Here is a 23597-nt window from a genome sequence, read left to right on the forward strand (position 1 = left end):
CGGTTCCCCCTCGTCAGCGGCGCCAACGGCCGCCCGGGGTCATTCTCGTGACGGGCGCACAAAAAACACGGCCGCGGGAACACCCGCGGCCGTTCGTCCGGTTCGAGGAGTCCCCGAACCGGCTTCCCGACACGTTTATTTGGCTTTCTGTCCGGGCGCTTCCCGCTTGGGCGGGGGCGAGCCGGCCCCCGCCGTCGGCGGGTTTTTGTCCCCGTCGCACCCGAGGGACACCAGCGATGCGCCCAGAATCAATACAAGTACGAACCGGCGGAACATTACAAAGTCCTCCGAAGTCAGCGGGTCACGGGGCGGCAAACACTTCGCCGCCGGCCCGCGAAGCCATCGCCTCGAGGAGCGTCACGTTGACCCCGTTGATCTGGGTGACCACCTGGGAGCCGGCCGAGTAGGCGATGAACTGCACCGAGCCGTCGGCCCGGGCCCACATCGCGCCGCCCGAGTGCAGGCTCCAGTAGTGGTTGAAGTGGGTGTCCTGGTTCAGGTTGCCCGGCCCGTACACGCCCGGGGCGTCGTTGATCGACGGGATCCGCTCGCGCACCCCGAGCACCACGTCGCCCGCGCCGAACGCGCCGGGGTCGTACCCGGCCCCGGCCCACATCCACCCGTACTCCAGGCTGTTCGCCGGCGGGCGCTCGCCGACCATCAGCGTGTTGCTGGTGCCGTCGGTGATGCCCGCGATCTTGACCGACGAGTTCACGTACATGATCCCGTCCTGACCCGCCAGCTTGCTCCCGGAGATGGTCTCCTTATACGTGTCCCGCCCGGCGACCGCCATGTAGTCGGTGAGGGCGGCGCGGTTCCCGGTGCCGGACTCGGTCCAGAACAGGTCGGATCGGGAGTCGGACGGGCAGATAAACGTTTTTGCTTGGATGCCGACCACCGTGTTGCTGCCGCCGGTGGTGCCCGGGATGATCTGCCACCACGGCCAGCCGGCGGAAGTGCCGCTCATGTTGGCGGCCTTCTGGACGTTGTCCATTTCCATGTACGGCGCGATCCGCATGGCCCACGACCAGAACGGGCCGTCGGCCGGGTAGCTGGTGGTGGCGTTGGTCCACCCGGCGGCCGGGTTGTCGTAGGCGTGCGCGTTCGTGTACCAGCCGGTGCCGTTCCGGTTCTTGCCGAGCGTGGTGCCGGCCGGGAACCGCTGGTTGGCGTCGTGGAACCCGTGACAGGCGATGGCGATCTGCTTCAAGTTGTTCGTGCATTTAATGCGCGCGGCGGCCTCACGCACCTTCTGAACGGCGGGCAGCAGCAGCCCGATCAGGATCGCAATGATCGCGATCACCACCAGCAACTCGATCAACGTAAAGCCGCGGCGCAGACCCTTCGAATAAAGTGACATGTGCTGTCCCTTCGACGAGAATGGAAGACAGTAGGCGCAGCGTCTCCTACGAATGCAGAAGGCAAGCTGCTACGCCATGTAAAGAGAGAACAATCAGACAAAAGTAAACGCGCGACCGAAAGGTGCGTCCGAGGGAGAGTGAGTTGTGTCGGATAGCAATTCGATTCGGCGCGAGTCTGCGAGTGCTTACGTTGTACGCTAATCCGACGAACCACACAAGAAGAAAATGAGGAGAAACTGAAAAAGGGGGCGGGGTTGTCAGAAACGGGTTTTCAGGCACCGGGCGGCCGTGATCGTTGCCCCCGGTCCGATCACGGCTTCGACATGCCGACGAAGCTCCCGTCGTTGTCGCGCGCGAGCGACCAGAGGAACGCCCCCACCTCGACGCTTTCGAAGTAAAACCCGATGGCGTTGATCCGCACCCGCGACTGTCCGGCGTCGGGCTTGTTCCACGTGCGTGCGAGCGTGTCGCGCACGTGCTTGCCGAGGATCACCCCCAGTTCCGACTCCGACAACGGCGGGCTCGCCTTCTCTTGCTCCCGCGTCAGCCCGGGGCCACTCGTCGGCAGCCCGTCGGAGAACAGGTACACCGTGTCGAGCCCCGCGGTCTTCAGGCCGAACGCCTTCTCGAACGCCGCGTACATGTTCGTGTCGTCCACCGGCTTCGTTTTCAGCAGCGCGTCGCGCACCCGTTCGACGGACCGCTCGCCGTTGAACGAGCACCACTCGCCGTCCTCGAACAGCCAGCGGGCGGAACTGGAGAACACGATCACCTGGTAGCGCTCCAGGGTCGGGATGCTGCGCATCACCTTGCACACCGTTTCGACCACCAGTGGCCACTTCGTACCGTCCACGGTCTGAAGGTCACGTTTGCCCATACTGCCGGACATGTCCACGAGGAACACGACCCGCTTGCCGGTCATCGCCACCCCGGCGAACCGCGTCTCCGCTTCCTTCTGGAACCGGTCGTACTTGTCGGCCAGTTTCGCCTTCTCGCCCTGGAGGTCGATGATGGTGGCGTTCGCGTCGTCGACCTTCTTGTTCAGGTCCTTGATCTGCGCGCGGGCGGTGCCGAGTTCCTCGCCCGTTTTCGCGGCCCCGGCCTTCGTGGCGGCGATCTGCGCGTCCAACTCCCGCCGGGTCGCGCGGAGCTTGGCGTCAAGTTCGGCGAGTTCCTTGCGCGCCTCCGCGAGCTGCGCGTCCAGCGCCAACCGCTCGGCGTCCTTGGACAGCATCGAGCGCCGGAGGCCGTCGAGTTGGGTGGCCCGGGCGGCGTCCTTCTTGGCGAGCTCGTCGATGTCGGTCTGGCGCGTCTTGAGGAGCCGGTCGGCGGCGGCGGCCTCGGCCCGCGCGTCGGCCAGCTCTTTCGCGGTCGCGGTGGCCTTCTTTTCGAGCCCGGCGAGGCTCATTCGGGTCGAATCGAGGAGCGCCCGCGCGGTTTTCAGCTCGTCGCGCGCGGTGTCGAGCTTGCGCCCGGTCTCGTCCTTCTCGGTGCGGGCGAGCTTGAGGTCCTCGGTGAGGGCGCGGGACTCGTCGACCAGCTTGAGCCGCGCCCCTTCGAGCTCAGCGAGCGACGCGGTCAGCTTCCCGCGCTCGGCTTCTTCGGCCGCGAGCTTGGTCCGGGTGGTTTCGAGCGCCGCGAGGGCGGCGGCGAGCTGCTGGTCGGTGTGCGCGAGGTCGGCGCGGGCGTCGCGGCTGGCGCGGGCGGCTTCCGTCGCCAGCCGGCTGTTCAGCAGGAACAGGAGCGTGACGCACCCCAGCGCGCAGCAGAACACGTCCAGCATCCACATGCTGACCAGCGTGGGCTGCTTGTGGCGGATTCGCATCGGCGGTTCCTCCTGTCGTCCGGGTCACCCGCTGGCGCGCGGGGCCGCTCGCGCGCCGGCCGGGGCGGCCGGTCGCGGGGGCAGCGGGATCAGGCTGTCGAGGTGCGCCCGGGGCAGCGCGCCCGTGAGCCACCGCGGCACCAGCGCCGCCGCCGCCGCCGCAACGGCGTTCGGGGGCAGGATCTCGACCGCCGTGCCCTCCGGGGTGTTCGCGTGGACCTCCCGGACGAACCCGGGGAGCCGCCCGGCGGCGTCGGTCAGCCAGACCGCGCGGGGCGGCTCGGCCAGCCCGATCCCGTTCACGAAGTCGCGCACCGACTCGCCGGCGAGCCGGACCAGCGCCGAACAGTGCGCCTCGAACTCTTCGGGCTGCTGGACGATGTCTTGGAACCAGTGCGCGGTGCGGACGGTCAGCCCGATGCGCTGGCCGGCGCGGGCGCGGTCGAACGCCTCGTCCAGTTGCTCGAACAGCAGTTGCTCGGCCTCGCCCGAGTCGCGCGGGTCGCGGCGGCACAGCTTCACGCACCGGTCCGCAACGGCGTCCAGCAGCCGCTCCTTCCAGACCTTGACCGAGAGCCGCGGCCACGCCGCCCCCCCGACCGCGCGCACCTGCTCCCGGTCCACCGCCACCAGCAGCGCCGACACGGCGAACTCGTCCGCGTCGAGCACCACCACGGCCCCGGGGCCGCTCGCGCCGGGCCGCAGCGGCACCACCCAGCCGGCCGCCGGCGGGGTGCCGGCCCCGTCCCCGTCGAGCACCCCGGCGGCGCGGTCCGCAGCCAGCGCCAGCCCGCCGACCGCGGTGCCCTTGAGGGCGAACTTCGCGCGGCCCGCCGCGGCGCCGACGCGGGTCACCTGCGAGGGCGTGAGGTACGCCGGCAGGGCCAGCGCGGTGCCGTCCGACTCCCCCCCCACAACTGCCCGGAGCCGGTCGAACACCAGCCCGAGCGCGGCCTCGGCCGTGAGCGTGTGCCGGCCCAGCTTCCACTCGCGCGACTGCCCGAGCGCGGGGAGGAAGTTGGAGCAAACGAGGTGCGGCAGCTTGCGGTACAACCCGACCCCGGCGCGCCCGACCTCCGGCCCGCGCCGGTCGCCGGCGACGAACAGCGCGAGCTCCTCGTCCGGGGCGTCGAGCACCAGCGCGCGCGACTTCTCGCCCGCCGCTTCCGCGCGGGCGCGGCTCGCGGTCAGGTCGATGCCGACCGCGCGGTGGCGGTCGTGAACCGGAGCGGGCTTGCGGGACCAGAGCATGTCAGTGTGACGAATGTAGGTGTGGGACCCGGGCCGAGAGCACGCGAGAGCCACCGGACGGCCACTTCGGCCCCCCGGAACCCTGCTTCGCGCTCACTCCCCCTCGCCCCCTGAGTACAACCGCAGCAGGAGGTGCTCCTGGCAGTACTGCTGCGCGTCCGTGACGAGCGACTCCTCCGCCCGCTGCACCGCGTGCACCAAGTACATCAGCACGAGGCTCAGCACCAGCGCCACCAGCGTGCAGTCGAACGCGACCTTCAGTTGGTCCTTCGCCTGGCGCGTGAACTCCGCGATGTCGGTCGCTTCGGCGCCGAACGCGCCGCCCAGCCCGCGGACGGTGCCGACGAACCCGATCGCCGGGATCGCCCAGGCGAGGTAGTGGACCGTGGACATCCCGGTCACCATCCGCGACATTTCGACATCGGCCTGGTTCCGGACCACCTCCGCGACGTCGGTCGCGGACTTGCTCACGGCGAACTTCCCCAGCCCCAGCCGCACCAGGTTCGCCAGGACCAGCGGCCGGCCGGCGGTCACCTGCTCGAGCTTCCGGCCGAGCGGGCGGGCGTCCTCGGGCAAGATGCGCGCCCCTTCTTCCGTGGGCAGCAGGTCCAGGGCGAACGCCCGGCGCTGGGCCAGCACCTCGCGGAACCGGCTCTGGAGGATCAGCACGGCCCACGCCGCGCAAACGTAGCACAGCACCTGCTCGAAGCCGAGGAACAGCTTCGCGAGCCGGTCCCGGGTCCACCGCGCCTCCAGCTCGGCCCGGGACTCCGGGCTGCCCATCAACTGCCACAGCGGCGCCACCACCACCGCCACGACCGCCAGCGCGATCAGGAGCAGGAGCCATTCCCGGGCCGGGCGGTGAGACGCGGGTATCGACATCAACCGTTTCCTCGTGCGTTCAGGATCCCACAAACCGGGCGCCGGGCAACCTCAGAGGCGTATTGTCCGGTTCCAACTGTCGGGCTGCAAGGAGTTGTGTACCGAACGGGTCGGTGTGGTAAGCTGGGCGGTCCGCGGAGCCGCCCCATCTTCTCATCCCGTGAGAACCAATTGCCGTGCGCCACCTACTCGCCGTCACCGCCGCACTCTGCGGTTTCCAGACATTCGCCGCAGACGCGCCGAGATTTAAAACTCAAGAGATCGACACCGGACTGAAGATCGGGTACGCGGTCGTCACCGCCGACATTGACGGCGACAAAAGGCCCGACATCGTGGTGGTCGATCAGCACAAGGTCGTCTGGTATCAGAACCCCGGGAAGGCGGGCGCGGACTGGAAGAAGTTCGTCATCCTCGACGGCAAGACGAAGCCGGACAACGTGTGTGTCGCCCCGATCGACATCGACGGCGACGGGCTCCCGGAACTGGTGGTCGGCGCGGCGTGGAAGCCGTTCGACACCGCGAACCCGGGGCAACTCGTGTGGCTGAGACGCGGCGCAGACGTGACCAAAGAGTGGGCGATGTACGAACTCCCCTGCGAAGAGCCGACGGCCCACCGTGTGCGCTGCTTCGACATCGACGGCGATGGGAAGCCGGAAATCGTTCACGTCCCGCTGATGGGACGCGGGGCGAGCGCGAAGGGCAACTGGACCGATGGCAAACCGGTCCGCATCGTGGCGCTGAAGGTGCCGGCGAAGGAACCCGAGAAGAAGGAGAACTGGAAGGCGCAGGTGCTCTCGGAAGAACTGCACGTGTGCCACAACTTCGCCCTTCTCGGACACAGCGGCGCCGGGGGGCGCCCCATGACCGGCGTGCTGGTCACAAGCTACGACGGCGTCCATGTGCTCCGCGGGGGCGGCACCGGCTGGTCGGTGAACAAAATCGGTGAAGGCAACCAGGCCAACCCCAAGGGCAGCCGCGGTGCGAGCGAGATCAAGCCGGGGCAAGTGAGTAAAGCCGCCCGGGTGATCGCAACCGTCGAGCCGTGGCACGGGAATCAGGTGGTGACGTACACCCCAACGCAAACGGGCGGAACCTGGCAACGCCACGTGATTGACGAGCAACTGCGCTGGGGCCACGCGGTCTGGTTCGCGGACCTCGACGGCGACGGCGCCGACGAACTGGTCATCGGGGTGCGCGACGACCCGAACCCGAAACTGGGCGACACGTTCAAGGAGCGCCGCGGGGTGCGGGTCTACAAGTGCACCGACGGTAAAGGAGCCAAGTGGGACCGCGCCATCATTGAAGACGGCGGCGTGGCGGTCGAAGACCTGACCGTGGCCGATCTCGATGGCGACGGCCGGCCCGACATCATCGCCGTCGGCCGTGCGACCGGGAACGCGCGGATTTACTGGAATCAGGGAAAGTGATGGCACGGCGCGGTCGCACCGTATCGGCCACGGTTCGATCGCGCCCCGGCCTTTGGCCGGCTCACATCACACCGCCGGCAGTTCGAACCCCTTGCGGTACTCGCGGCCGAGCAACTTGTTCGCCTCCGGCGAGTCCGTCGTCTCGGTCGCGGCGTCGAACTTCAGCACCTTGCCCGTCCGGAACGCGATGTTCCCGAGGTGACACAGGCGCGTGCTCTTGTGGCCCTCCTCAACCTCCGCGTTCGGCTTCGCGTCGCCGCGGATGGCGTCGATGAAGTTCTTCTGGTGCGCCTTCACCATGTCGGGGCCGTTCGGTTCCTTGATCTCCTCCCCGTCGCGCACGTGCCAGCCGTTCCCGTCGAACAGTAACGTCCCCTTCTCGCCGTGCAGAATGATCCCAAACGACTGCTTCTCGGGGCCGTTCTTCTCCCACACCCGGTGCTCCCACACCACCGTACACCCCGGGAAGTCGAACGTGGCGGTTTGCGTGTCCGGCGTCTCCTGGTCGTCGTCGAACACGTACTTCCCACCCATCGACGCGACTCGCGTGGGCGCGTCGAGCTGGAGCACGTTACGGATCACGTCGAGGCCGTGGATGCCGTTGTTGCCGAGTTCGCCGGTGCCCGTTTCCCAGAACCAGTGCCAGTTGTAGTGGAACCGGTTCGCGTTGAACGCGCGCTCCGGGGCCGGGCCGCGGAACAGGTCGTAATCGACGCCCTTCGGCGCCGGCCCGTCGGCCTTCTTGCCGATCGGCTTGCGGCTCCCGGCGATCCACGCCCGCGCGAATGCCACCTTCCCGAGCTTCCCGGACTTCACGAACTCCCGCGCCGCCGCGACGTTGGTCGAACTACGGCGCTGCGTGCCGGCCTGAATAACCACCTTGTACTTGCGGGCCGCTTGCACCATTCGCCGGCCCTCGATCAGGTTGTGCGACACCGGCTTCTCGACGTACACGTGCTTGCCGCGCTCCGCGGCCCAGACGGTCGCGAGCGCGTGCCAGTGGTCCGGGGCCGCCACCACCACGGCGGTTACGGACTTGTCGTCCAGCACCTTGCGAATATCGGTTTCGATTTTGGGCGGCGACGCCGGGTTCTTGATCACGTCCAGGGCGGGTTTCACCATCGCGGGGTCGGGGTCGATGACGTGCGAGATCTCGACCCCGGGCAGCGCCGCGAAGCCCGGAATGAGTTGCTTACCGCGGGTGCGGAGGCCCATCACGGCGAGGCGCACTTTGGCGCCCGGGTTGTCGGCGGCGCGGGCGTAGGACGCGGCGGAGAGGGTGAGGGCGGATGTGGCAAGGAACTGGCGGCGGGTCGTCGGCACGGGCAGCGCTCCGGCGGGGGAACAACGTGGTGAATCGCGACGCGAAGCATGGTAACCTGAGTGCGCTCGGGTTACCAAGTGTTTCGAGCCGGACCACACGTCCGGGGCCATCGAGGCAACAGATGCGACTCCCTCTCCCGCTCCTCGTGTGCGCGTTCCTCACACCGGCGGTCCGTGCCGAAGATCGCAAGGACGTTCTCGTCGCGGATTTCGAGGGCCGCACGTACGGCGCGGGCTGGAAAACCACCGGCACCGCGTTCGGCCCGGGGCCGGCCGCGGGCGCGCTCCCGGGCCAAATGTCTGTCTCGGGCTTTCTTGGTAAAGGGCTGGTGAACAGCTTTCTCAACGGCGACGACAGCACCGGCACGCTCACCTCGCCGGAGCTCACCATCGACCGCAAGTACCTGAACTTCCTCGTGGGCGGCGGCAAGCACCCCGGGAAGACCTGCATCAATCTGCTGGTCGGCGGCAAAGTGGCACGCACCGCGACCGGGCCGAACGACCGGCCGGGCGGGAGCGAGCACCTCGACTGGCACTCGTGGGACGTGACCGAGTTCGCCGGCCAAAAGGCGGTCATCGAGATCGTCGACCAGCAGAAGGGCGGGTGGGGACACATCAACGTCGATCACATCGTGCTCAGCGACACGAAGAAGCAGAACGAGCTGCTGACCGCCACACTCGACCTCACGCAGTCGTACCTGCTCCTGCCGGTGAAGAGCGGGGCGCCGGTTCGGCGGGTCCGGTTCCTCGTGGGCGGGGACGTGGTGCGCGAGTTCGACATCGAACTCGCCACCGACGGCAAAGGCGACTTCCGGGCCACGTCCGACGTGTCGGCGTTTAAGGGCAAGAAGCTCACCGTGGAAGCGCTGCTGCCGGCGGACGTGAAGCTCGCAGGGCTGGTCGATCAGTCGCCCCGCTGGGCCGAGGCGGACGAACTCTACAAGGAGAAGCACCGGCCGCTGTTCCACTTCACCAGTCGGACCGGGTGGCTCAACGATCCGAACGGGCTGGTGTACGCCGACGGCGCGTGGCACCTGTTCTACCAGCACAACCCGTTCGGGCGCGAGTGGGGCAACATGCACTGGGGCCACGCGGTCAGCACGGACCTGTTCCGCTGGAAGGAAGAGGGCGTGGCGCTCTACCCCCGGAAGTACGGCGACTGGGCCTTCTCCGGGTCCGCGGTGGTGGACAACGGAAACACCTCCGGGTGGGGCACGAAGGAGAAGCCACCGCTGGTCCTGGCCTACACGAGCACCGGCCGCGGCGAGTGCGTGGCGTTCAGCACCGACGGGGGCCGCACCTGGACCGAGTACGACAAGAACCCGGTGGTGAAGCACGCCGGCCGCGACCCCAAGCTCGTCTGGCACGAGCCGACAAAGAACTGGGTCATGGCCGTTTACGACGAGGCCGAGAAAAAACAGTGGATCGCGTTCTACACCTCCCCGGACCTGAAGGCGTGGACGTTCGCGAGCCGCATCGAGGGCTTCTTCGAGTGCCCGGACCTGTTCCAGCAGGTCGTGAGCGGCAAAGGCCCGAGCGACCCCCGGAGTCGTTGGGTGCTCTATGGCGCGGACGGAAAGTACCTGCTCGGCGACTTCGACGGCAAACAGTTCAAGCCGGACTTCCGGGAGAAGAAGCAACTGTGGTACGGCCGGTTCTACGCCGCCCAGACGTTCGACAGCGCGCCGGCGGGGAAAGGGAGTTTGCCGCGCCGGGTCCAGATCGGCTGGGCACAGGGCGTATCGTTCCCCGGTACGCCGTTTAACCAACAGATGACCGTACCGGTGGAACTGCGGCTGCTGACCACTCCGGGCGGCCCGCGCCTGACGGCGCGGCCCGTTGACGAGTTGCGCTCGCTGCGAGAAACCGCCGAACCGGTCGCGCGGTTCAAGGACACGGACGCGAAAGAGCCGACCGTGCTGGCCGAGAACCTGGATGCGTTCGAAGTGATCTGCACGGCCAGCGCCGGCCGCCCCTTCGTGCTCGACCTGCGCGGGACGAAGCTCCGCTACGACACGGACAAGAAGGCGCTGACCTGCAACGGCGTGACGGCACCGATCGACGCGCCCGCCGGCAACTTCCTGCTTCATGTGCTCGTGGATCGCGGCTCCGTTGAGGTGTTCGCCGACAACGGGCGGGTCGCGATGTCGGTCGCCGCGATCCCGAACGAGAAGAACCGCACGGTCGGGCTCGGCGGGCACTTGGACAGCGGCTCCGTGTGGCGCCTGAAATCCGCGTGGGAGAAGTAACCATGTCGCTCGTCGTCCCGTGCCCCGGGTGCCCCGCGCAGCTCAGCGCGCCGGAGTCGGCCGCGGGCAAGCAGATCCGGTGCCCGAAGTGCAAGGCGGTCGCCGCCGTCCCCGCGTTCGTTCCGGTCGAAGAGGTGCCGGTCGTGGAGGCGAAGGTCGCCGCGCCACCGCCCAAGCCCAAGGTGCAAACCACCATCTCGTGCTGCGTCGTCTGCAACACGATGGTCGCCGTTCTCGCCAAGGTCAAGGTGGTCCACTGCCCCAAGTGCGGCTTCGCCAACCCGGTGCGCGGGTGGACCGACGACGGAGACGAGGACGAAGCCCCGCGCCGGAAGGCCGCGCCGCGCAACGAGGACGACGAAGACGACCGCCCCCGCAAGAAGACGCGCCGCGCGGACGACGACGATTACGAGGACGACCGCCCGCGCCGGCGGAGGCGAAGGAGCGTCTCGCGTAGGGGCGGAAGCGGGCGCGTTGTGGCGCTCGTGATCGGTGGGCTGGTTCTGCTCGGCGGGCTCGCGCTCGGCGGCTACCTGTTAGTCGGCCCGGGCGGGGTGCTCGCCGCCCGCGCACCGGTGCCGCCCGGGTGGAAGCAGTACGACTACCCGCAGTCCGGGTTCCGCGCCGCGTTCCCGGCCGAGCCGACGGTGTTCGGCGCGAACGTGCAGGGTGGTTTCGGCGGCGGGCCGCTTCCCGGCGGGGTGGAGATCCCGCAACTCGAGTCGATGTTCTCGTACACGACCGGCGGGATCGGGGCGTTCGGCGTCCGCGGCCAGAGTGGCACGCAGGTGACCGTTGAGGTTCACCGCTACCGCACGTCGATCCCGCGGTCGTCGCGCGAGCTGATGGCCCGAAACGGCAACGGCCGCTTCCCCGGCGGCGGTTCCAACCGCGTGCGGTGGCTCGGCAGCAGCGCTTTTGAAATGGTTATGGGCGGCACCCTGGTGCGAATGGTCGTGCTCGAAAAGGCGGTGATCGTCGTCCAGATCAGCGGGCCGAACGGCACCCGCGCCCGGCCGGAAGAAGAAAACGGGTTCTTCGACAACTTCGAGTTGACCCAGTAGCACACGGTACTCGGCAGCGGCTCACCGCCGCGTCGCCGCATCCAGTTCGACCGCCCGCAGCACCCGCAACGGGTGGTCGGTCTGAATGACATCAATGCCCCACGCCATCGCGCGGCGGTACTGCTCGACCGACTCGTTCAACCCGAGCGCGTCGGCAAACACCTGGATGCCCTTCGCGTGGCACGCCGCGATCAGCTCTTTCGAGAGGGCGCGCCAGCTCGCGTCCACGCCGTAAGGCTTCGTCTCCGCGACCCGTTCCAGATCGGCGAGCGTTTTGAGTGGGGGGAGGGGCCGTAACCGGGCGTCGAGTTTCTTCAGCCGCGCGCCGTACTCGGCGGACTGGTACACCACGTGCCGATCGAACAGGCCGTGCGCTTTAACGGCCGCGGCGAGCGCCTCCGGGCCGACGTCCTTCGCGTCCAGGTACACGCTCGCCCGGTCGCCGAGCGCCGCGAGGGCCTCGTCGAGCGTGGGCACCGTGGTGCCGGCGAACGGCTTGCCGAACCAGGCGCCCGCGTCGAGCTTGCGGATCTCGTCGAGCGTCAGGTCGGCGACCTTGCCCTTCCCGTTCGTGGTCCGGTTGACGGTCGAGTCGTGCATCAGCACGAACTTGCCGTCTTTTGTGGTGCGGACGTCGATCTCCACGAAGTCGGCGCCGAGCCCGACGGCCGTCCGGATAGCCGGAAGCGTGTTTTCGGGCGCGTACCGGTTCGCACCGCGGTGGTGCGCGACCCGCACCGGCCACTTCGTGACCCGCTCCCGCATCAGGGCCGTGCGCGCGCCGCCAGGGTTGTCGGTCTTGAGCCAGTCGGCGCCCGCGGCGGCCGTTTTCAGCCACGTTTCGGGCGCGTCCCATTTCGCGCCGAGCGTGTTCGCCCGAACGATCACGCCGGCGGCGCGGAACGTCTTGCACAGTTCGGGCGTCACGTCGGCCGCGCCGATCTCGACGGCGGTCGGGGCCACGTCCGTGATGAACGTGCCGAAATCGCTCGCCGGGCGGTACTCGGCTATCGTGGGGACCGCGCCGCGGCTCGCCTTACGAACCGCGGCCAGGGTGGCGGGAGGAGCAAGGGCGACGACCTGCTGTTCCATACCCGCGGCCTGTACCTCGCGTGCGAGCAATTCGGGATCGACGCTTTTGCAGTCGAGGGACAGGTTCACCTTCCCCTTCGCGAGTGCGAGGGCCTCCGAGAGCGAGAGCAGACGCGCCGCGGCGAACCGGGGCGCGAACCAGGTGCCCGCGTCGAGCGCCTGCAACCGATCGAGCGCGAGCCCGGCCGCCGGGCCGCTGCCGTCGGTTTTGCCATCGAGGCGGTCGTCGTAAAACACGACGTGCTTTCCGTCCTTCGTCAGTCGCACGCCGATCTCGGCCCACTCGATCAGGTCCCCGGCGCACGCCTCGACGGCGAACCGGGTGTTCTCGGGAGCGAGCTGTGCCAGCCCGCGGTGGGCCACCACCTGCACCCGGCGCGGCGGCGCAACCGGCTCGAAAAACGGTAGCCGCTTCTCTCCGGCCCGGGCCGAGAGCGAGGACGCGGCAACCGCAGGCGACGCGAGGAACGCGCGGCGGGTGATGTGCGACACGTGCGGCTCCGAAAATGCGCGGGCGTACGGTTCCCTACCGCCCGTCGCCCTGTTTGACCCACGCCTCGTCGAAGCGGGCGTGCTTCATGCTCTTGCCGTCGGCCACGAAGTAGCTGTACACGGCGTGAACGGCCCCGTCCTTCGACTGGATCACCGCCGGGTAGTGGTACTGCCCGGTTTCGTGCTTCTCCAGGTGCCGGGTCCACTTCCAGGTTTTCCCCTCGTCGTCCGAGAGCGACACCGCCAGCCGGCTGCGGCCCTTGACCGTGTCGTTGTACACGATCAGCCAGTTCCCGCTCGCGAGCCGCACCGCGTCGAGCCCGCTCCCCGGGTTGATGAGGTCGGTGCTGTAAACCGTTCCCCATGATTCGCCGCGGTCCTTCGACTCGCACGCGCGCACCTTCTTGAACACCCCGTTCTCGCGCATGTACGCGACCAGCGTGCCGTCCTTGCGCTCCAGCACCGCGGGCTGGATGCTGCCGAACCCAGCCAGCGGCTGCGATGCGGTCCAGGTCTTGCCGCCGTCGTCGGAGAGGGCCATGAGGCCCGCGTCGTAGGTGTCCGAGTACAGCGGCAGGAGCACGCGCCCGGTGCTCAGCACCACGGGCTTGCACCGCGGCTGCCAGCCGAGACGCGACAGGAGCTTGTCGCCGACCTTCTTCAGCGGCGCGGGGTCGGGCTCGAACGGCATCTTCGACGCCGCCGCCACCTGCTTCTTCCACGCCTCGAACTCGCGGAGCATCACTCCCTCAAAGTCTTTCGGCTTGAGGGGAATGGTGCCCTGCCACTCCCACTTCGGCGCGCCGCCCGTCTGGTAGTCCGACGACACGCGGTAGGAGGTGAGGCACGACTCCCACGAGTTCGCGAGGATCAGCGGCCAGAACAGCCACAACTTGCCGTCCTTATCGACCCACATCGTCGTGTTGCAGTCCGGGAACCCGGGCGTGTCGGCCATCAGGAACGCGTCGCTCCACTTGTCGGCCCCGGCCTTCTTCCGGGCGCCGTAAACGGCCACGTCGTCGGCCGACCGCTCGCCGCTGCCGCGGTACCACGACACGAGCAAGTCGCCGTTGGGGCACTCGACGATCCCGGGCGCGTGGTTGTGCTGCTTGTGCAGCGGGAAGATCAGTTCGGCGGCGAAGGAGCCGTCCTTTCCTTCCTTCTTGGGCGCGGACGCGGCGGGGGGCGCGCCGTTCGCCACCCGCCCCGGTTCGCGCGTTCCCGTCCCGGTGCGCTGGGTGAGCGAGTCCCCCAACTCCGTGCGCGCCTTCTCGGCCAGTTCGAGAAGCTGGGTCACGATTTTCGGGTTCGCGGCCGCGACGTTCTGCGTTTCGCTGGGGTCTTGTGAAATGCGGTACAGCTCGGGCTTCTCGATCTTCACCTGTTTGTAGCGCCCGGGGGTACCGTCCTTGCCCGCCGGCTGCCCCTGCATCGTGCGGTACGTGTGCGGCAGGATCAGCTTCCAGGCGCGCGTGCGGACGGCCTGGAGTTCGTTGGTCGCGTAGTAATGGAAGTACGCCTCGTGAGCCATGTCCGCGTCGGGCGCGCACTGAAGGAGCGGGAAAACGTCCCGGCCGTCGATCTTGCGTTCGGGCGGCTTCGCGCCGATCAGCTTCGCGACGGTCGGCAGGAGGTCGATGGTCATCGCCGGGATGTCGCAGGTGGCGCCGGCCGGGATCTTCTCCGGCCATCGTGCGATGAACGGCACCCGCGTGCCGCCCTCCCACGACGTCCCTTTCCCCTCGCGGAGCGAACCCGCGGAGCCGGCATGGTTCCCGTAGCTCAGCCACGGGCCGTTGTCGCTGGTGAAGATCACCAGCGTGTCCCGCGCCAGTTTGTGCTCGTCGAGGGCTTTGAGGATCTCGCCGACCGACCAGTCGATCTCCTGAATCACCTCGCTGTAAAGCCCCTGCTTGGACTTACCTTTGAATTGATCGCTGACGAACAGCGGGACGTGCGGCATCGAGTGGGCCACGTACAGGAAGAACGGCTTCGCTTTGTTCTCGGCGATGAACTTCACCGCGCGCTCGGTGTACTGCGCGGTCAGCTTGGACTGGTCGGCCGCGGTCACGTTGCCGTTGACGACCGTCTCGTTCTCGAACAGCGGGAGCGGCGGGTAGGTGCCCTTCTTGGCCTCGGGGTGCTCGGGCCACATGTCGTTCGAGTACGGCAGCCCGAAGTACGAGTCGAACCCGTGGCGCGTGGGCAGGAACTGCGGGTGGTGGCCCAGGTGCCATTTGCCGACCATCCCCGTGGCGTACCCCCGGCTCTTGCACACCTCCGCGAGCGTGGTTTCGTCGGCGTGGAGCCCGTGCCGCGCGTTCGGCCCCAGCGCGCCGTGGATCCCGATCCGGTTGGCGTAGCACCCGGTCAGCAGCGACGCCCGCGACGCCGAGCACACCGCCTGCGAGACGTGGAAGTCGGTCAGTCGCACGCCCTGCTTGGCGAGCTTGTCGAGGTGCGGCGTGTCCGGGGCCGGCGCGCCCCCCGGGCCGGCGAAGCAGCCCACGTCGGCGTACCCCAGGTCGTCGGCGAAGATTAGCACCACGTTCGGTGTGGCCGCCCGGGCGGCCGCTGCGCAAGAGAGGGACGCCGCCAGCGCGTAAAGAAGGTGCTTCATGCGGCACACAATACCCGGCCCCCGGTGACGCCGCCAGGGTCGGGCTGTAAGTTGTTCCCGCCGTGCCGGTATGACACACGAACCCGTCGGCACACGTCTGGAGGTTTTCATGACCCGCTTGACCCTACCGGTCGCCTTCCTGGCGCTCGCGCTACCCGCCTCGCACGCCGCCGACTGGCCCCAGTGGATGGGGCCGAACCGCGACGACGTGTGGGCCGAAACGGGGATCGTGAAGGCGTTCCCCGCGGGCGGTCTGAAGCCGACGTGGACGGCGGCGATCGGGGCCGGCTACAGCGGCCCGGCGGTCGCGGGCGGCCGGGTGTACGTGCTCGACCGCGTGCTCGCGAAAGGCGCGGCGAACCCCGAGGACCCGTTCGACACGAAGCAGAAGGTGAACAGCACCGAGCGGGTGCTCTGCTTCGACGCCAAGGACGGCAAGGAGCTGTGGAAGCGCGAGTACGAGTGCCCCTACCAGATCAGCTACCCGGCCGGGCCGCGCTGCACCCCCACCGTCAGCGGCGGCAAGGTCTACTCCCTGGGCGCGATGGGCGACCTCACCTGTCTCGATGCCGTCACCGGTGACGTGGTCTGGGCGAAGAACTTCGTGAAGGATTACGGCGCGAAGGTGCCCGTGTGGGGCTTCTGCGGCCACCCGCTCGTCTACAAGCAGGCGCTGGTCTGCGTCGTGGGGGGCGATAAGGCCACCGCGGTCGCGTTCGACAAGGAGACCGGCAAGGAACTGTGGAAGGCACTGGAGGCGCGGGAGCCGGGGTACTGCCCGCCCACGCTCATCCACGCGGGCGGGGTCGACCAGGTGCTGATCTGGCACGCGCAGGCGCTCAACAGCCTCGACCCGCTGACCGGCAAGGTGTACTGGAAGGTGGACCTGGAACCGATGTACGGGATGTCGATCATGGCGCCGCGGCAGAGCGGGGACCTGCTGTTCGCCGGCGGCATCGGCGCGTGCGCGGTCCTCAAGCTCGACCGGGACAAGCCCGGCGCGTCGGTGGTGTGGAACGAGGCGGTGGATAAAGCGGGCGCGAAGGCGAAGGCGCGGGGGCTGTACCCCGTCAACATGACGCCCCTCATCGAGGACGGCACGATCTACGGCGTGGACCAGCCCGGCATGTTGCGCGCGGTTGAACTGACGACGGGCAAGAAGCTGTGGTTCACGCACAAGCCGGTGATCGGCAAGGAAGAGGAAGAGGGGTTCAAGGGGAGCGGGTCGGGCACCGCGTTCGTGGTGAAGAACGGGGACCGGCACTTCCTCTTTTCCGAGACCGGCGACCTGATCATCGCGCGCCTCACGCCGAAAGGTTACGAGGAGCTGAGCCGCACGCACCTCCTCGACCCGACCGGCGCCGCGTTCGGCCGCAAGGTGCTGTGGACGCACCCGGCGTTCGCGAACAAGAGCGTCTACATCCGCAACGACAAGGAACTCGCCTGCTTCTCGCTCGCCGAATAAGGCGAGACAGAAGCTGGCCACAATGCCACGAGCGGAAGGGCCGACCGCAGGCGCGTTGCGGTCGGCCCTTCCGCTCGTGCCTCACTCGAACAGTTCGGCGCCGGCGGCAAGCCGGTTCGGGATTAGCGGGCGGTCCTGCCAGTGCCCGTCGGCGGTGACCAGTTGCGTGAACTCGGAGCGAACGAACTTGTACCGCTCCGTCACAACGCCGCTCTCTTCGACCTTCACGTACAGGCCTTCCATCACGCCCGTCAGGTCGGTCTGGCGCACCGCGCGCTCGACGTCCCAGCCCAGCTTCGCCACGTCCGCCCGGAACTGCCCCGAAGCGCCTTCCGTTACGAAGTGCGACGGCCCGACCAGCGCCCGAAGGAACTCCTCGCCGGGGAACTCGCCCGCGAACAGCACCTTCACCGGCTTCACGGGGAGGTCCGCTAGCAGTTCCGCCCGCCGCGGCGTGTCGAGGAACGCGCCGGTCGCGGTGTCGAGGATGTCGAACTCCATGAAGAAGTGCGGGAGCGCGTCGTAGTAGACGGTGTGCTTGGCGTACATCCACTCGCCGTACATGACGTACCGGTCCGCGAGCCGGTCGAGCAACCGGTCGGACATCGCGCCGGCCCACTGCTTCAGTAGGTCGAACTGGCGCTCGCGCGGCCCGCCCGTCAGGTAATGCCCCCGGCTCTGGAGCCGCAACTCGAGTTCCGGCGAGAAGCTGACGCCGCAGTTCGCGCCGTCCATCTTCTCCTCAAGGACGACGTGCCTGCCCTTCAACTCGGACATGGGCACCGCGTCCAGGTCTTCGTCGCCGGCCTGCAACCGCGACCCGATCAGGTGCCGGGTCCGGGGGTACTTACGAATTGCGTTCATGGGGCTGCACTCGGCGCGGCGGACGCCCGCCGGTTGTTTTCGGCACAAAAGGCCCGCGGGCTCGCGCCGCGCCACCTACCGAACTCACTTCGGGGACACGTGCCCCGGCAAAAAGGTTCATGCCGCCTCAACGTAGTGACTGGGTATTCATATTGTCGATATGTCATCTGGCTCTAATGATTGTGTTTCGGATCATTTGCATGTTAGACAGTGTGATTTTCGCTTGCGAAATCAGGAGCCCTCGGCCGGGGGGCGCGGGCGAATCCCCCGCCGATCTCGAACACCACGACCTCAGGCGCTACTATCGTCCGTGGGAGCCGTTGCCGGAGTCGCGAAATACGGTGTGCTCATGACTCATCTGGCGCAGCCTTGCGGCGAATACGCCACACGCATTTCCGATCCCGCCCACACAGGGCCGCAAAGCCGGCGGCAAACCGCGGTGTGGCTTTCGTCACAACTGAAGACACCGAAGTTACTTGCAATGGAAAACGTTAACACTTAAACGACACCGTGACCGTCCGGTGCATTCACGTGCCGAATGTTGTTGACCGAAAGCCGAATAGCGGGTGTTCGCCCTCTCCCCGTCAAAACACGCATCTGCGGACAATTGAAACGGTCGGCATTGCATGCACGTCGGCGATCCTTGACACTGAATCGGCTTCGGCGGCACGGCCGCTGCGCTCGGCGGAGGGGAAAAGATGTGGTGCAGCCGGCTTCGCTATGTGGCGTATGTGCTACTCGGAGGCACCACTGCCGCGCTAATCGGCTGGGCGTGTGGAATGAAGCCGCCCGAAACGGTTATGCAAGACCGCAGCCCGCCGTCCTTCAACGGCTCGGCACTGACGCGAGCCATTCCCCCGCCCCCGCGTCCTGAGTCTGCCCCTCCCGATCGGGTCGGCCAACTCTTGGCGCGACTCCAACCCGGGTTGCCGAGAACGGAGGTCGAGCGCACCCTCGGCGCCGCCGCTGTACGCATTTCCCCGGTCAACGTGCGTGACAACAAGGTGACCTACACAGCCACGTACGAACTCGCCATCCAGCCGGCGGCCCGCGACTCCGATTACGTGGTGGTGACGATCGAGTACGACGCCACCCAGCCGGGCCACACGTTACTCAGCGTTCAGGTTGTGCTTTCGGCCACTTAGGTTTATCGGATAGAACTGGTGCTGAATAACCGCAAATTGAAAGCTGAGTGAGCTTCAGTCAGTGCCGATTGATTCTCTTTCGTCGTCCTTAAATAACTTAGAACCGCAGCCTATCAGAAAGGCCGTGGGGCAGTTAGCACACAACAGAGTAGGGTTGTATCGCAATTACTAGACTTCGCTTCGGTCGCACCGATGGCGGTCGGGGTGGTCAGGCCGCGTCGGCTTTGACACGCCTCAGCAGCCCGCGAACCAACAACATCATTTGAGCCCAGCAGCCCACAGCTACGTGATAACAAAACGCGAGGCTCGGGGACCAAACCGTCACGCGATCTTGCAAAAAGGCCGCCAGCGGTAGCCGGCGGCCAGTCAGGCGGATCGCGATCGAGTGCTTCACGGCGTCGGTGTCGGAGCGACAGCCTTTGGTCCCTCCTGCTTCGCCCCCGGGGTACCGCCCCCCTGCGGCCCTGCCGCACCCGCCGCTTGCGGCCGAGGTGTGTTCGGATCAATGGGCTTAAGGTTCTTGTTCGGGTCTTCCTTACCACAACCACACGCCGCCAACGCAGCGATCAGCAGACCCGTTGCTACACGATTCATAATTGCTCCATGTCCCCTCGCGGCGTCAAACGCCGCGAGGGCCGATTCTCTTGAGTGAGTGGTTAGTTGGCTAGAGGGGTGTCCCCGTCCGTCGCGCCCGCCATCCGCTGCAGCGTGTCCCACCCGACGTTCGTACGGTTCCCGATTTCGGCGCCCGAAGTCGGGAGCGTGTTCCCGGAACGCAGGCTGCGAACCGACCCATCGCACATGACGATGTTGTAGATGCCCGAGTGGAAGCTACCAGCCGAGAAGAGGTTCTGGGTACTCGTAGCCGACCAGTACATCGGGAAGCCGCTGGCCCCCATCCACGCGACGCTCCACGTGCGGCTGCCAAGCGGTGTGCCGGCCGGCCCACCCGACCCCGAGAAGTCACCCGTGATCTCGAAAAACGCAATGGTGTTCGAGGAACCGTCTGTGATGCCAATGATGGTTGTTTTGTTCTCGTAGGTGAACGGGCCGGCGTGCGACGCGTAGAACGGCTGCGAAAGGCTCGCCGTGTTGGTTATCTGGTACTGGCCGAGCGTCCCGGCGTTGGGCACGTAGTTTGTGCAGCCGGGCAACCCACCGGCGTTTTGCAGCGAGGACGAGGTGTAGCCGCCGATGCTGCCGGCATCGCGCCTCGGGGCCCCGCCGGGCTGCTGGATATTCCCTTGACCGATGTCGCTCACAATGGCACCTGACGCCTGATAGAGCGACGGGTCCGACGGGCACTCAAACGCCTTGACCCGGTTGCGGCTGACCGAAAACGTTGTCGGCCAGAACGCGTTGATCCAGTCGCCCCCGGCCGGGTTCGCGGTCGTGCTGCTCGGGGTGACCGTGTACACCTTCGGGTCGATTTGCTTGTAGATGTTGTCCTGCTCAAGGTACGGCAGCATATGGACTAGCGGCCCGACAAAAGTCCACCTGTTCTTGCTGGGAGGAACGAAGCCGTTGGCGCTTTCATAGTTGTGAACCGCCAAGCCGATCTGTTTCATGTTGTTTTGGCAGCTCATGCGGGCGGCGGCCTCGCGCACTTTCTGCACGGCAGGCAACAGCAACCCGATGAGGATCGCGATGATCGCGATCACCACCAGAAGTTCGATCAGGGTGAAGCCAGAGCGCGGACGCTCTGAACGAATGTGGGCCATGTGGGTACTCCTCGACTGGGCCGCAATCCGAAGTAATAAGCACAAATGGTCAGGTGGGCGCACCTAAACCCAGCCGGCTCAAGTCGAGCCGGCAGCACGAAGAGAGAAGAACAAACGCCTCAAGGCGCGTTAAAATTCTGACGGGGGAGTAAAAAATAGTCGGCGGCAGAATACGGTGGGCAATAAAGCGAGAGAGCCACCGCGCGAGTCGTCGACCGAGGTCGCATCACCCCATCGAAATAATATTGTCGCACGGCGTCCGCGAGGGTCAACTAATTTTTCACAAACCTTGCATAATTAGTCAGCACCACTCGGAATTACACTCGGAATTAAGTCTCGGGGCACACTTCTACGACGTGGCGTAACAAGTCCCTCACGGAGATGACGCCGACCGGGCGCCCCCCCTCAACGACCGGTAGGTGCCGGTAGGCGCCCGCGTCCATTTTGCCCAGCGCGAACGCGAGGGTGTCGGTCGGGGCGACCGTTTCCGGTGCGACCGTCATGAACTCGCGGACCGGGCGCGCCTCGAAACCCGGTGCCCCGGCCACCTTCGTGAGAAAGTCACGTTCGGTGAGGATGCCCACCAACTCGCCGCCCGGGCCGGTCACGAGGACCGCGCCGGCACGCCCGTCGATCATCTGTCGCACCGCGTCGCCGAGAGTCGCTCCCGCGCCCACCGTGATCGGCGGGCGCGGGTCCAGTACCGACACCGGGTCCCGCATCAGGCTGGCCTCGACCGGTCCGTTCGGCGCCGGGGCGTCCAGGCGCGTGAGCGGCAACCCGCAGTTGCCGCACGCATCCGCGCCGAGGGCGTTCTTGCGGTAGTCGCAGGCGGGGCAGTACATTGTTCCTGGTCGCGGGGGCACTCGATGGGCGGAGGTCGCAACGGCGAAAGTCGTTAAAGTCGGAATACGAAGCACCGCACCCGCCGGACAGCGCCGCCGCGAAGCCACGTTGATTCCACCGCCCCGCGACGGTATCCCGCGCAGCCATTGGGGCCGGGGGGCTTCGTCCGGGGGGATGTTATGGGTCGCACAGTTGCCATCGTATTTGTCTTGGGATGCGTGACGAACCTGATGGGGTGCGCGTCCGCCCGATACGTCTCGAAACAAGGGGACTCGGGGGTGGTTGCGATCCCCTCCAACACAAACAGCCCCCCGTTCCGTTACCGCCAGGAGGCGGAGGAACTGATGCGGAAGCACGTCGGGCCGGATTTTGAGATCGTTGACGAGCGCGAAGTCGTCACCGGCTCACGGGTCATGAACAACCAGGAAACGCAGACCCAGATGACGCCCAACAAGAAGCAGCCGAACATGCCGGGCGAGCGGATCAGCACGAACGGAATGGTCACCAGCACCAACACCACCGAGTACCAGATCACGTACCGCAAGCGCGGCGCTACCGGGGGCGGGGCAAGCACGATTCAGCCGGCCGGGGGCGCCGTACCGGCCCGCTCGCCTCAGCCGTGATGCCGGGCGCCGTTCGGCCCGTTTCGTGTCTTATCGCGCGAGCGTCTTCTTCAATCCGCTCGAAGCCGCCTGCGCCCGCAAGTGAGGTAATGGCCCGAAGTGAAGTGCGGAGCGTGAACGCCCCCGGCACGGCGATCGCTGTGCCGGGGGCGTTCACGCTAGAGGGACTGGTGCGGCGATGTCCGCCGGTTCGGCGCTACTGCACGGTCCACACGTCTTCGGCCTTGAACAGCTCCTCGATCCGCCCCGGCCCCTTCTTTTGTGTCGCGTCCTTGATGCGGTTGTCGAGCTGTTCCTCGTAGGTCGGCTTCCGGACGCTGCGGAACACCCCCAGCGGTTCCGGGAACGAGTTCGGGTTCCGCGGGTCGTGCGCGAACCGGCTCAGCAGGTACGCCAGCGTCGGCTCCTCGCTCGCCTCGTCGTGGGTGAGCAGGTCATCGACCTGGCAGTCCTTCCCGACGGTGACCACCTCCGGCTTGAGCCCGTTGAGCCGGATGCCCTTGTTCTTGTCCTTGCCGAACAGCAGCGGTTTGCCGTGCTCGAGGTACAGCACGTTGTCGGCCTTCACCGCCTTGTTGCTGGCGTAGTCGTACACGTCGGGGTTGAAGATCACGCAGTTCTGGTAGATCTCGACGAACGCGCTGCCCTTGTGCGCCGCGGCCTTCTGGAGCGTCGCGACGAGGTGCTGCACGTCCACGTCCACGGTGCGGGCCACGAACGTGGCCTCGGCGGCCAGCGCCACCGACAGCGGCCGGACCGGCGTCTCGAACGACCCGCCCGGGCTGGTCTTGCTGGACGTGCCCAGCCGGCTCGCCGGCGAGTACTGGCCCTTCGTGAGGCCGTAGATCTCGTTGTTGAACAGCAGCACCTTGATGTCCACGTTCCGCCGCAGCGCGTGGATCAGGTGGTTGCCGCCGATCGAGAGCCCGTCGCCGTCCCCGGTCACCACCCAGACCTGGAGGTCCGGGTTGGCGAGGCGCAGCCCGGTGGCGAAGGTGGGGGCGCGGCCGTGGATGGTGTGGAACCCGAACGTGTTCATGTAGTACGGGAACCGGCTGGAGCACCCGATCCCCGATACGAATGCGATCTTCTCGCGCGGCACCCCGACGGTGGTCAGCGCCTTCTTCATCTGGGCCAGGATGGAGTAGTCCCCGCACCCGGGGCACCAGCGCACCTCCTGGTCGGTCGTGAGTTCCTTGGTCGTCAGCGGTAACGCGATGGCCATTGGTATTCTGCGTGTTTGGTGTTTTGAGGGTTGTCCGCTCACGCCGTGAGCGGTGCGACGCCTGTCGTGCGGTGCTGGGAAATCGTCGTTGGGTTTCTCGGCCGGGCGGTCCGCTCACGGAG

General features: G+C 67.2%; 18 protein-coding genes. 6 read left to right on the forward strand and 12 right to left on the reverse strand.

Annotated elements, in window-relative coordinates; genetic code table 11:
- Positions 1 to 135: 135 nt before the first annotated feature.
- From R5W23_RS06750 to R5W23_RS06770, 5 genes are all read right to left on the reverse strand, one after another.
- Positions 136 to 276 (reverse strand): hypothetical protein, encoded by a 141-nt coding sequence (locus R5W23_RS06750; protein ID WP_261185556.1) that lies wholly within the window; start codon positions 274 to 276, stop codon positions 136 to 138.
- Positions 277 to 301: 25 nt separating this feature from the next.
- On the reverse strand, positions 302 to 1360 hold the full coding sequence (locus R5W23_RS06755; RefSeq protein WP_261185557.1) for a DUF1559 domain-containing protein: 1059 nt from the start codon (positions 1358 to 1360) through the stop codon (positions 302 to 304).
- 311 nt (positions 1361 to 1671) lie between these two features.
- Positions 1672 to 3186 (reverse strand): VWA domain-containing protein, encoded by a 1515-nt coding sequence (locus R5W23_RS06760; protein ID WP_320685678.1) that lies wholly within the window; start codon positions 3184 to 3186, stop codon positions 1672 to 1674.
- A 24-nt stretch (positions 3187 to 3210) separates the two neighbouring features.
- Complete coding sequence (locus R5W23_RS06765; protein ID WP_320685679.1) at positions 3211 to 4437, reverse strand: hypothetical protein; 1227 nt, start codon at positions 4435 to 4437, stop codon at positions 3211 to 3213.
- 93 nt (positions 4438 to 4530) lie between these two features.
- On the reverse strand, positions 4531 to 5319 hold the full coding sequence (locus R5W23_RS06770) for a MotA/TolQ/ExbB proton channel family protein (RefSeq protein WP_010040154.1): 789 nt from the start codon (positions 5317 to 5319) through the stop codon (positions 4531 to 4533).
- A gap of 176 nt (positions 5320 to 5495) precedes the next feature.
- Here R5W23_RS06770 and R5W23_RS06775 point away from each other — a divergent pair, with 176 nt between their 5' ends.
- The gene (locus R5W23_RS06775; RefSeq protein WP_320685680.1) at positions 5496 to 6746 is read left to right on the forward strand and encodes an FG-GAP repeat domain-containing protein; all 1251 of its coding nucleotides are present in this window, start codon (positions 5496 to 5498) and stop codon (positions 6744 to 6746) included.
- A gap of 66 nt (positions 6747 to 6812) precedes the next feature.
- On the opposite strand, the gene R5W23_RS06780 is transcribed toward R5W23_RS06775, so the two are convergent.
- A complete protein-coding gene (locus R5W23_RS06780) occupies positions 6813 to 8069 on the reverse strand; it encodes a Gfo/Idh/MocA family protein (protein WP_320685681.1) in 1257 nt (418 codons plus the stop codon).
- Between the two features lie 122 nt (positions 8070 to 8191).
- Between R5W23_RS06780 and R5W23_RS06785 the strand changes: the two genes are divergently transcribed.
- The gene (locus R5W23_RS06785) at positions 8192 to 10318 is read left to right on the forward strand and encodes a GH32 C-terminal domain-containing protein (protein ID WP_320685682.1); all 2127 of its coding nucleotides are present in this window, start codon (positions 8192 to 8194) and stop codon (positions 10316 to 10318) included.
- A gap of 2 nt (positions 10319 to 10320) precedes the next feature.
- Positions 10321 to 11382 (forward strand): hypothetical protein, encoded by a 1062-nt coding sequence (locus tag R5W23_RS06790; RefSeq protein ID WP_320685683.1) that lies wholly within the window; start codon positions 10321 to 10323, stop codon positions 11380 to 11382.
- Between the two features lie 21 nt (positions 11383 to 11403).
- On the opposite strand, the gene R5W23_RS06795 is transcribed toward R5W23_RS06790, so the two are convergent.
- Positions 11404 to 12966: a glycerophosphodiester phosphodiesterase family protein gene (locus tag R5W23_RS06795; protein WP_320685684.1), complete on the reverse strand. Its 1563-nt coding sequence runs from the start codon at positions 12964 to 12966 to the stop codon at positions 11404 to 11406.
- A 34-nt stretch (positions 12967 to 13000) separates the two neighbouring features.
- Positions 13001 to 15586 carry a sulfatase-like hydrolase/transferase gene (locus tag R5W23_RS06800; RefSeq protein WP_320685685.1) on the reverse strand — a complete coding sequence of 862 codons (2586 nt, stop codon included), beginning with the start codon at positions 15584 to 15586 and terminating at the stop codon, positions 13001 to 13003.
- Between the two features lie 109 nt (positions 15587 to 15695).
- Here R5W23_RS06800 and R5W23_RS06805 point away from each other — a divergent pair, with 109 nt between their 5' ends.
- Positions 15696 to 17051, forward strand: a complete 1356-nt coding sequence (locus tag R5W23_RS06805) for a PQQ-binding-like beta-propeller repeat protein (protein ID WP_320685686.1) — start codon at positions 15696 to 15698, stop codon at positions 17049 to 17051.
- A gap of 81 nt (positions 17052 to 17132) precedes the next feature.
- Here R5W23_RS06805 and R5W23_RS06810 read toward each other — a convergent pair whose 3' ends face one another.
- A complete protein-coding gene (locus R5W23_RS06810; RefSeq protein ID WP_320685687.1) occupies positions 17133 to 17915 on the reverse strand; it encodes an RNA ligase family protein in 783 nt (260 codons plus the stop codon).
- A gap of 800 nt (positions 17916 to 18715) precedes the next feature.
- On the opposite strand from R5W23_RS06810, the gene R5W23_RS06815 reads away from it, so the two are divergent.
- The gene (locus R5W23_RS06815; RefSeq protein WP_320685688.1) at positions 18716 to 19060 is read left to right on the forward strand and encodes a hypothetical protein; all 345 of its coding nucleotides are present in this window, start codon (positions 18716 to 18718) and stop codon (positions 19058 to 19060) included.
- 656 nt (positions 19061 to 19716) lie between these two features.
- Here R5W23_RS06815 and R5W23_RS06820 read toward each other — a convergent pair.
- Together R5W23_RS06820 and R5W23_RS06825 are read right to left on the reverse strand one after the other, a co-directional pair.
- The gene (locus tag R5W23_RS06820; RefSeq protein WP_320685689.1) at positions 19717 to 20781 is read right to left on the reverse strand and encodes a DUF1559 domain-containing protein; all 1065 of its coding nucleotides are present in this window, start codon (positions 20779 to 20781) and stop codon (positions 19717 to 19719) included.
- A gap of 329 nt (positions 20782 to 21110) precedes the next feature.
- Complete coding sequence (locus R5W23_RS06825) at positions 21111 to 21626, reverse strand: CBS domain-containing protein (protein ID WP_320685690.1); 516 nt, start codon at positions 21624 to 21626, stop codon at positions 21111 to 21113.
- Between the two features lie 180 nt (positions 21627 to 21806).
- On the opposite strand from R5W23_RS06825, the gene R5W23_RS06830 reads away from it, so the two are divergent.
- Positions 21807 to 22250, forward strand: coding sequence for a hypothetical protein (locus R5W23_RS06830; RefSeq protein WP_261185573.1), 444 nt, complete (start codon positions 21807 to 21809; stop codon positions 22248 to 22250).
- 196 nt (positions 22251 to 22446) lie between these two features.
- On the opposite strand, the gene R5W23_RS06835 is transcribed toward R5W23_RS06830, so the two are convergent.
- Positions 22447 to 23475 carry a 2-oxoacid:ferredoxin oxidoreductase subunit beta gene (locus R5W23_RS06835; protein WP_320685691.1) on the reverse strand — a complete coding sequence of 343 codons (1029 nt, stop codon included), beginning with the start codon at positions 23473 to 23475 and terminating at the stop codon, positions 22447 to 22449.
- Between the last annotated feature and the right edge of the window lie 122 nt (positions 23476 to 23597).

It is taken from the genome of Gemmata algarum, from assembly GCF_034097035.1.
Taxonomy (GTDB): Bacteria; Planctomycetota; Planctomycetia; order Gemmatales; family Gemmataceae; genus Gemmata; species Gemmata algarum.

Excerpts from the sequence above, each read along its gene's own strand:
- R5W23_RS06750 (WP_261185556.1), bottom strand. The coding sequence starts at position 276 with ATGTTCCGCCGGTTCGTACTTGTATTGATTCTGGGCGCATCGCTGGTG.
- R5W23_RS06755 (WP_261185557.1), bottom strand. The coding sequence starts at position 1,360 with ATGTCACTTTATTCGAAGGGTCTGCGCCGCGGCTTTACGTTGATCGAG.
- R5W23_RS06760 (WP_320685678.1), bottom strand. The coding sequence starts at position 3,186 with ATGCGAATCCGCCACAAGCAGCCCACGCTGGTCAGCATGTGGATGCTG.
- R5W23_RS06765 (WP_320685679.1), bottom strand. The coding sequence starts at position 4,437 with ATGCTCTGGTCCCGCAAGCCCGCTCCGGTTCACGACCGCCACCGCGCG.
- R5W23_RS06770 (WP_010040154.1), bottom strand. The coding sequence starts at position 5,319 with ATGTCGATACCCGCGTCTCACCGCCCGGCCCGGGAATGGCTCCTGCTC.
- R5W23_RS06785 (WP_320685682.1), top strand. The coding sequence starts at position 8,192 with ATGCGACTCCCTCTCCCGCTCCTCGTGTGCGCGTTCCTCACACCGGCG.
- R5W23_RS06790 (WP_320685683.1), top strand. The coding sequence starts at position 10,321 with ATGTCGCTCGTCGTCCCGTGCCCCGGGTGCCCCGCGCAGCTCAGCGCG.
- R5W23_RS06800 (WP_320685685.1), bottom strand. The coding sequence starts at position 15,586 with ATGAAGCACCTTCTTTACGCGCTGGCGGCGTCCCTCTCTTGCGCAGCG.
- R5W23_RS06805 (WP_320685686.1), top strand. The coding sequence starts at position 15,696 with ATGACCCGCTTGACCCTACCGGTCGCCTTCCTGGCGCTCGCGCTACCC.
- R5W23_RS06810 (WP_320685687.1), bottom strand. The coding sequence starts at position 17,915 with ATGAACGCAATTCGTAAGTACCCCCGGACCCGGCACCTGATCGGGTCG.
- R5W23_RS06815 (WP_320685688.1), top strand. The coding sequence starts at position 18,716 with ATGCAAGACCGCAGCCCGCCGTCCTTCAACGGCTCGGCACTGACGCGA.
- R5W23_RS06820 (WP_320685689.1), bottom strand. The coding sequence starts at position 20,781 with ATGGCCCACATTCGTTCAGAGCGTCCGCGCTCTGGCTTCACCCTGATC.
- R5W23_RS06825 (WP_320685690.1), bottom strand. The coding sequence starts at position 21,626 with ATGTACTGCCCCGCCTGCGACTACCGCAAGAACGCCCTCGGCGCGGAT.
- R5W23_RS06830 (WP_261185573.1), top strand. The coding sequence starts at position 21,807 with ATGGGTCGCACAGTTGCCATCGTATTTGTCTTGGGATGCGTGACGAAC.
- R5W23_RS06835 (WP_320685691.1), bottom strand. The coding sequence starts at position 23,475 with ATGGCCATCGCGTTACCGCTGACGACCAAGGAACTCACGACCGACCAG.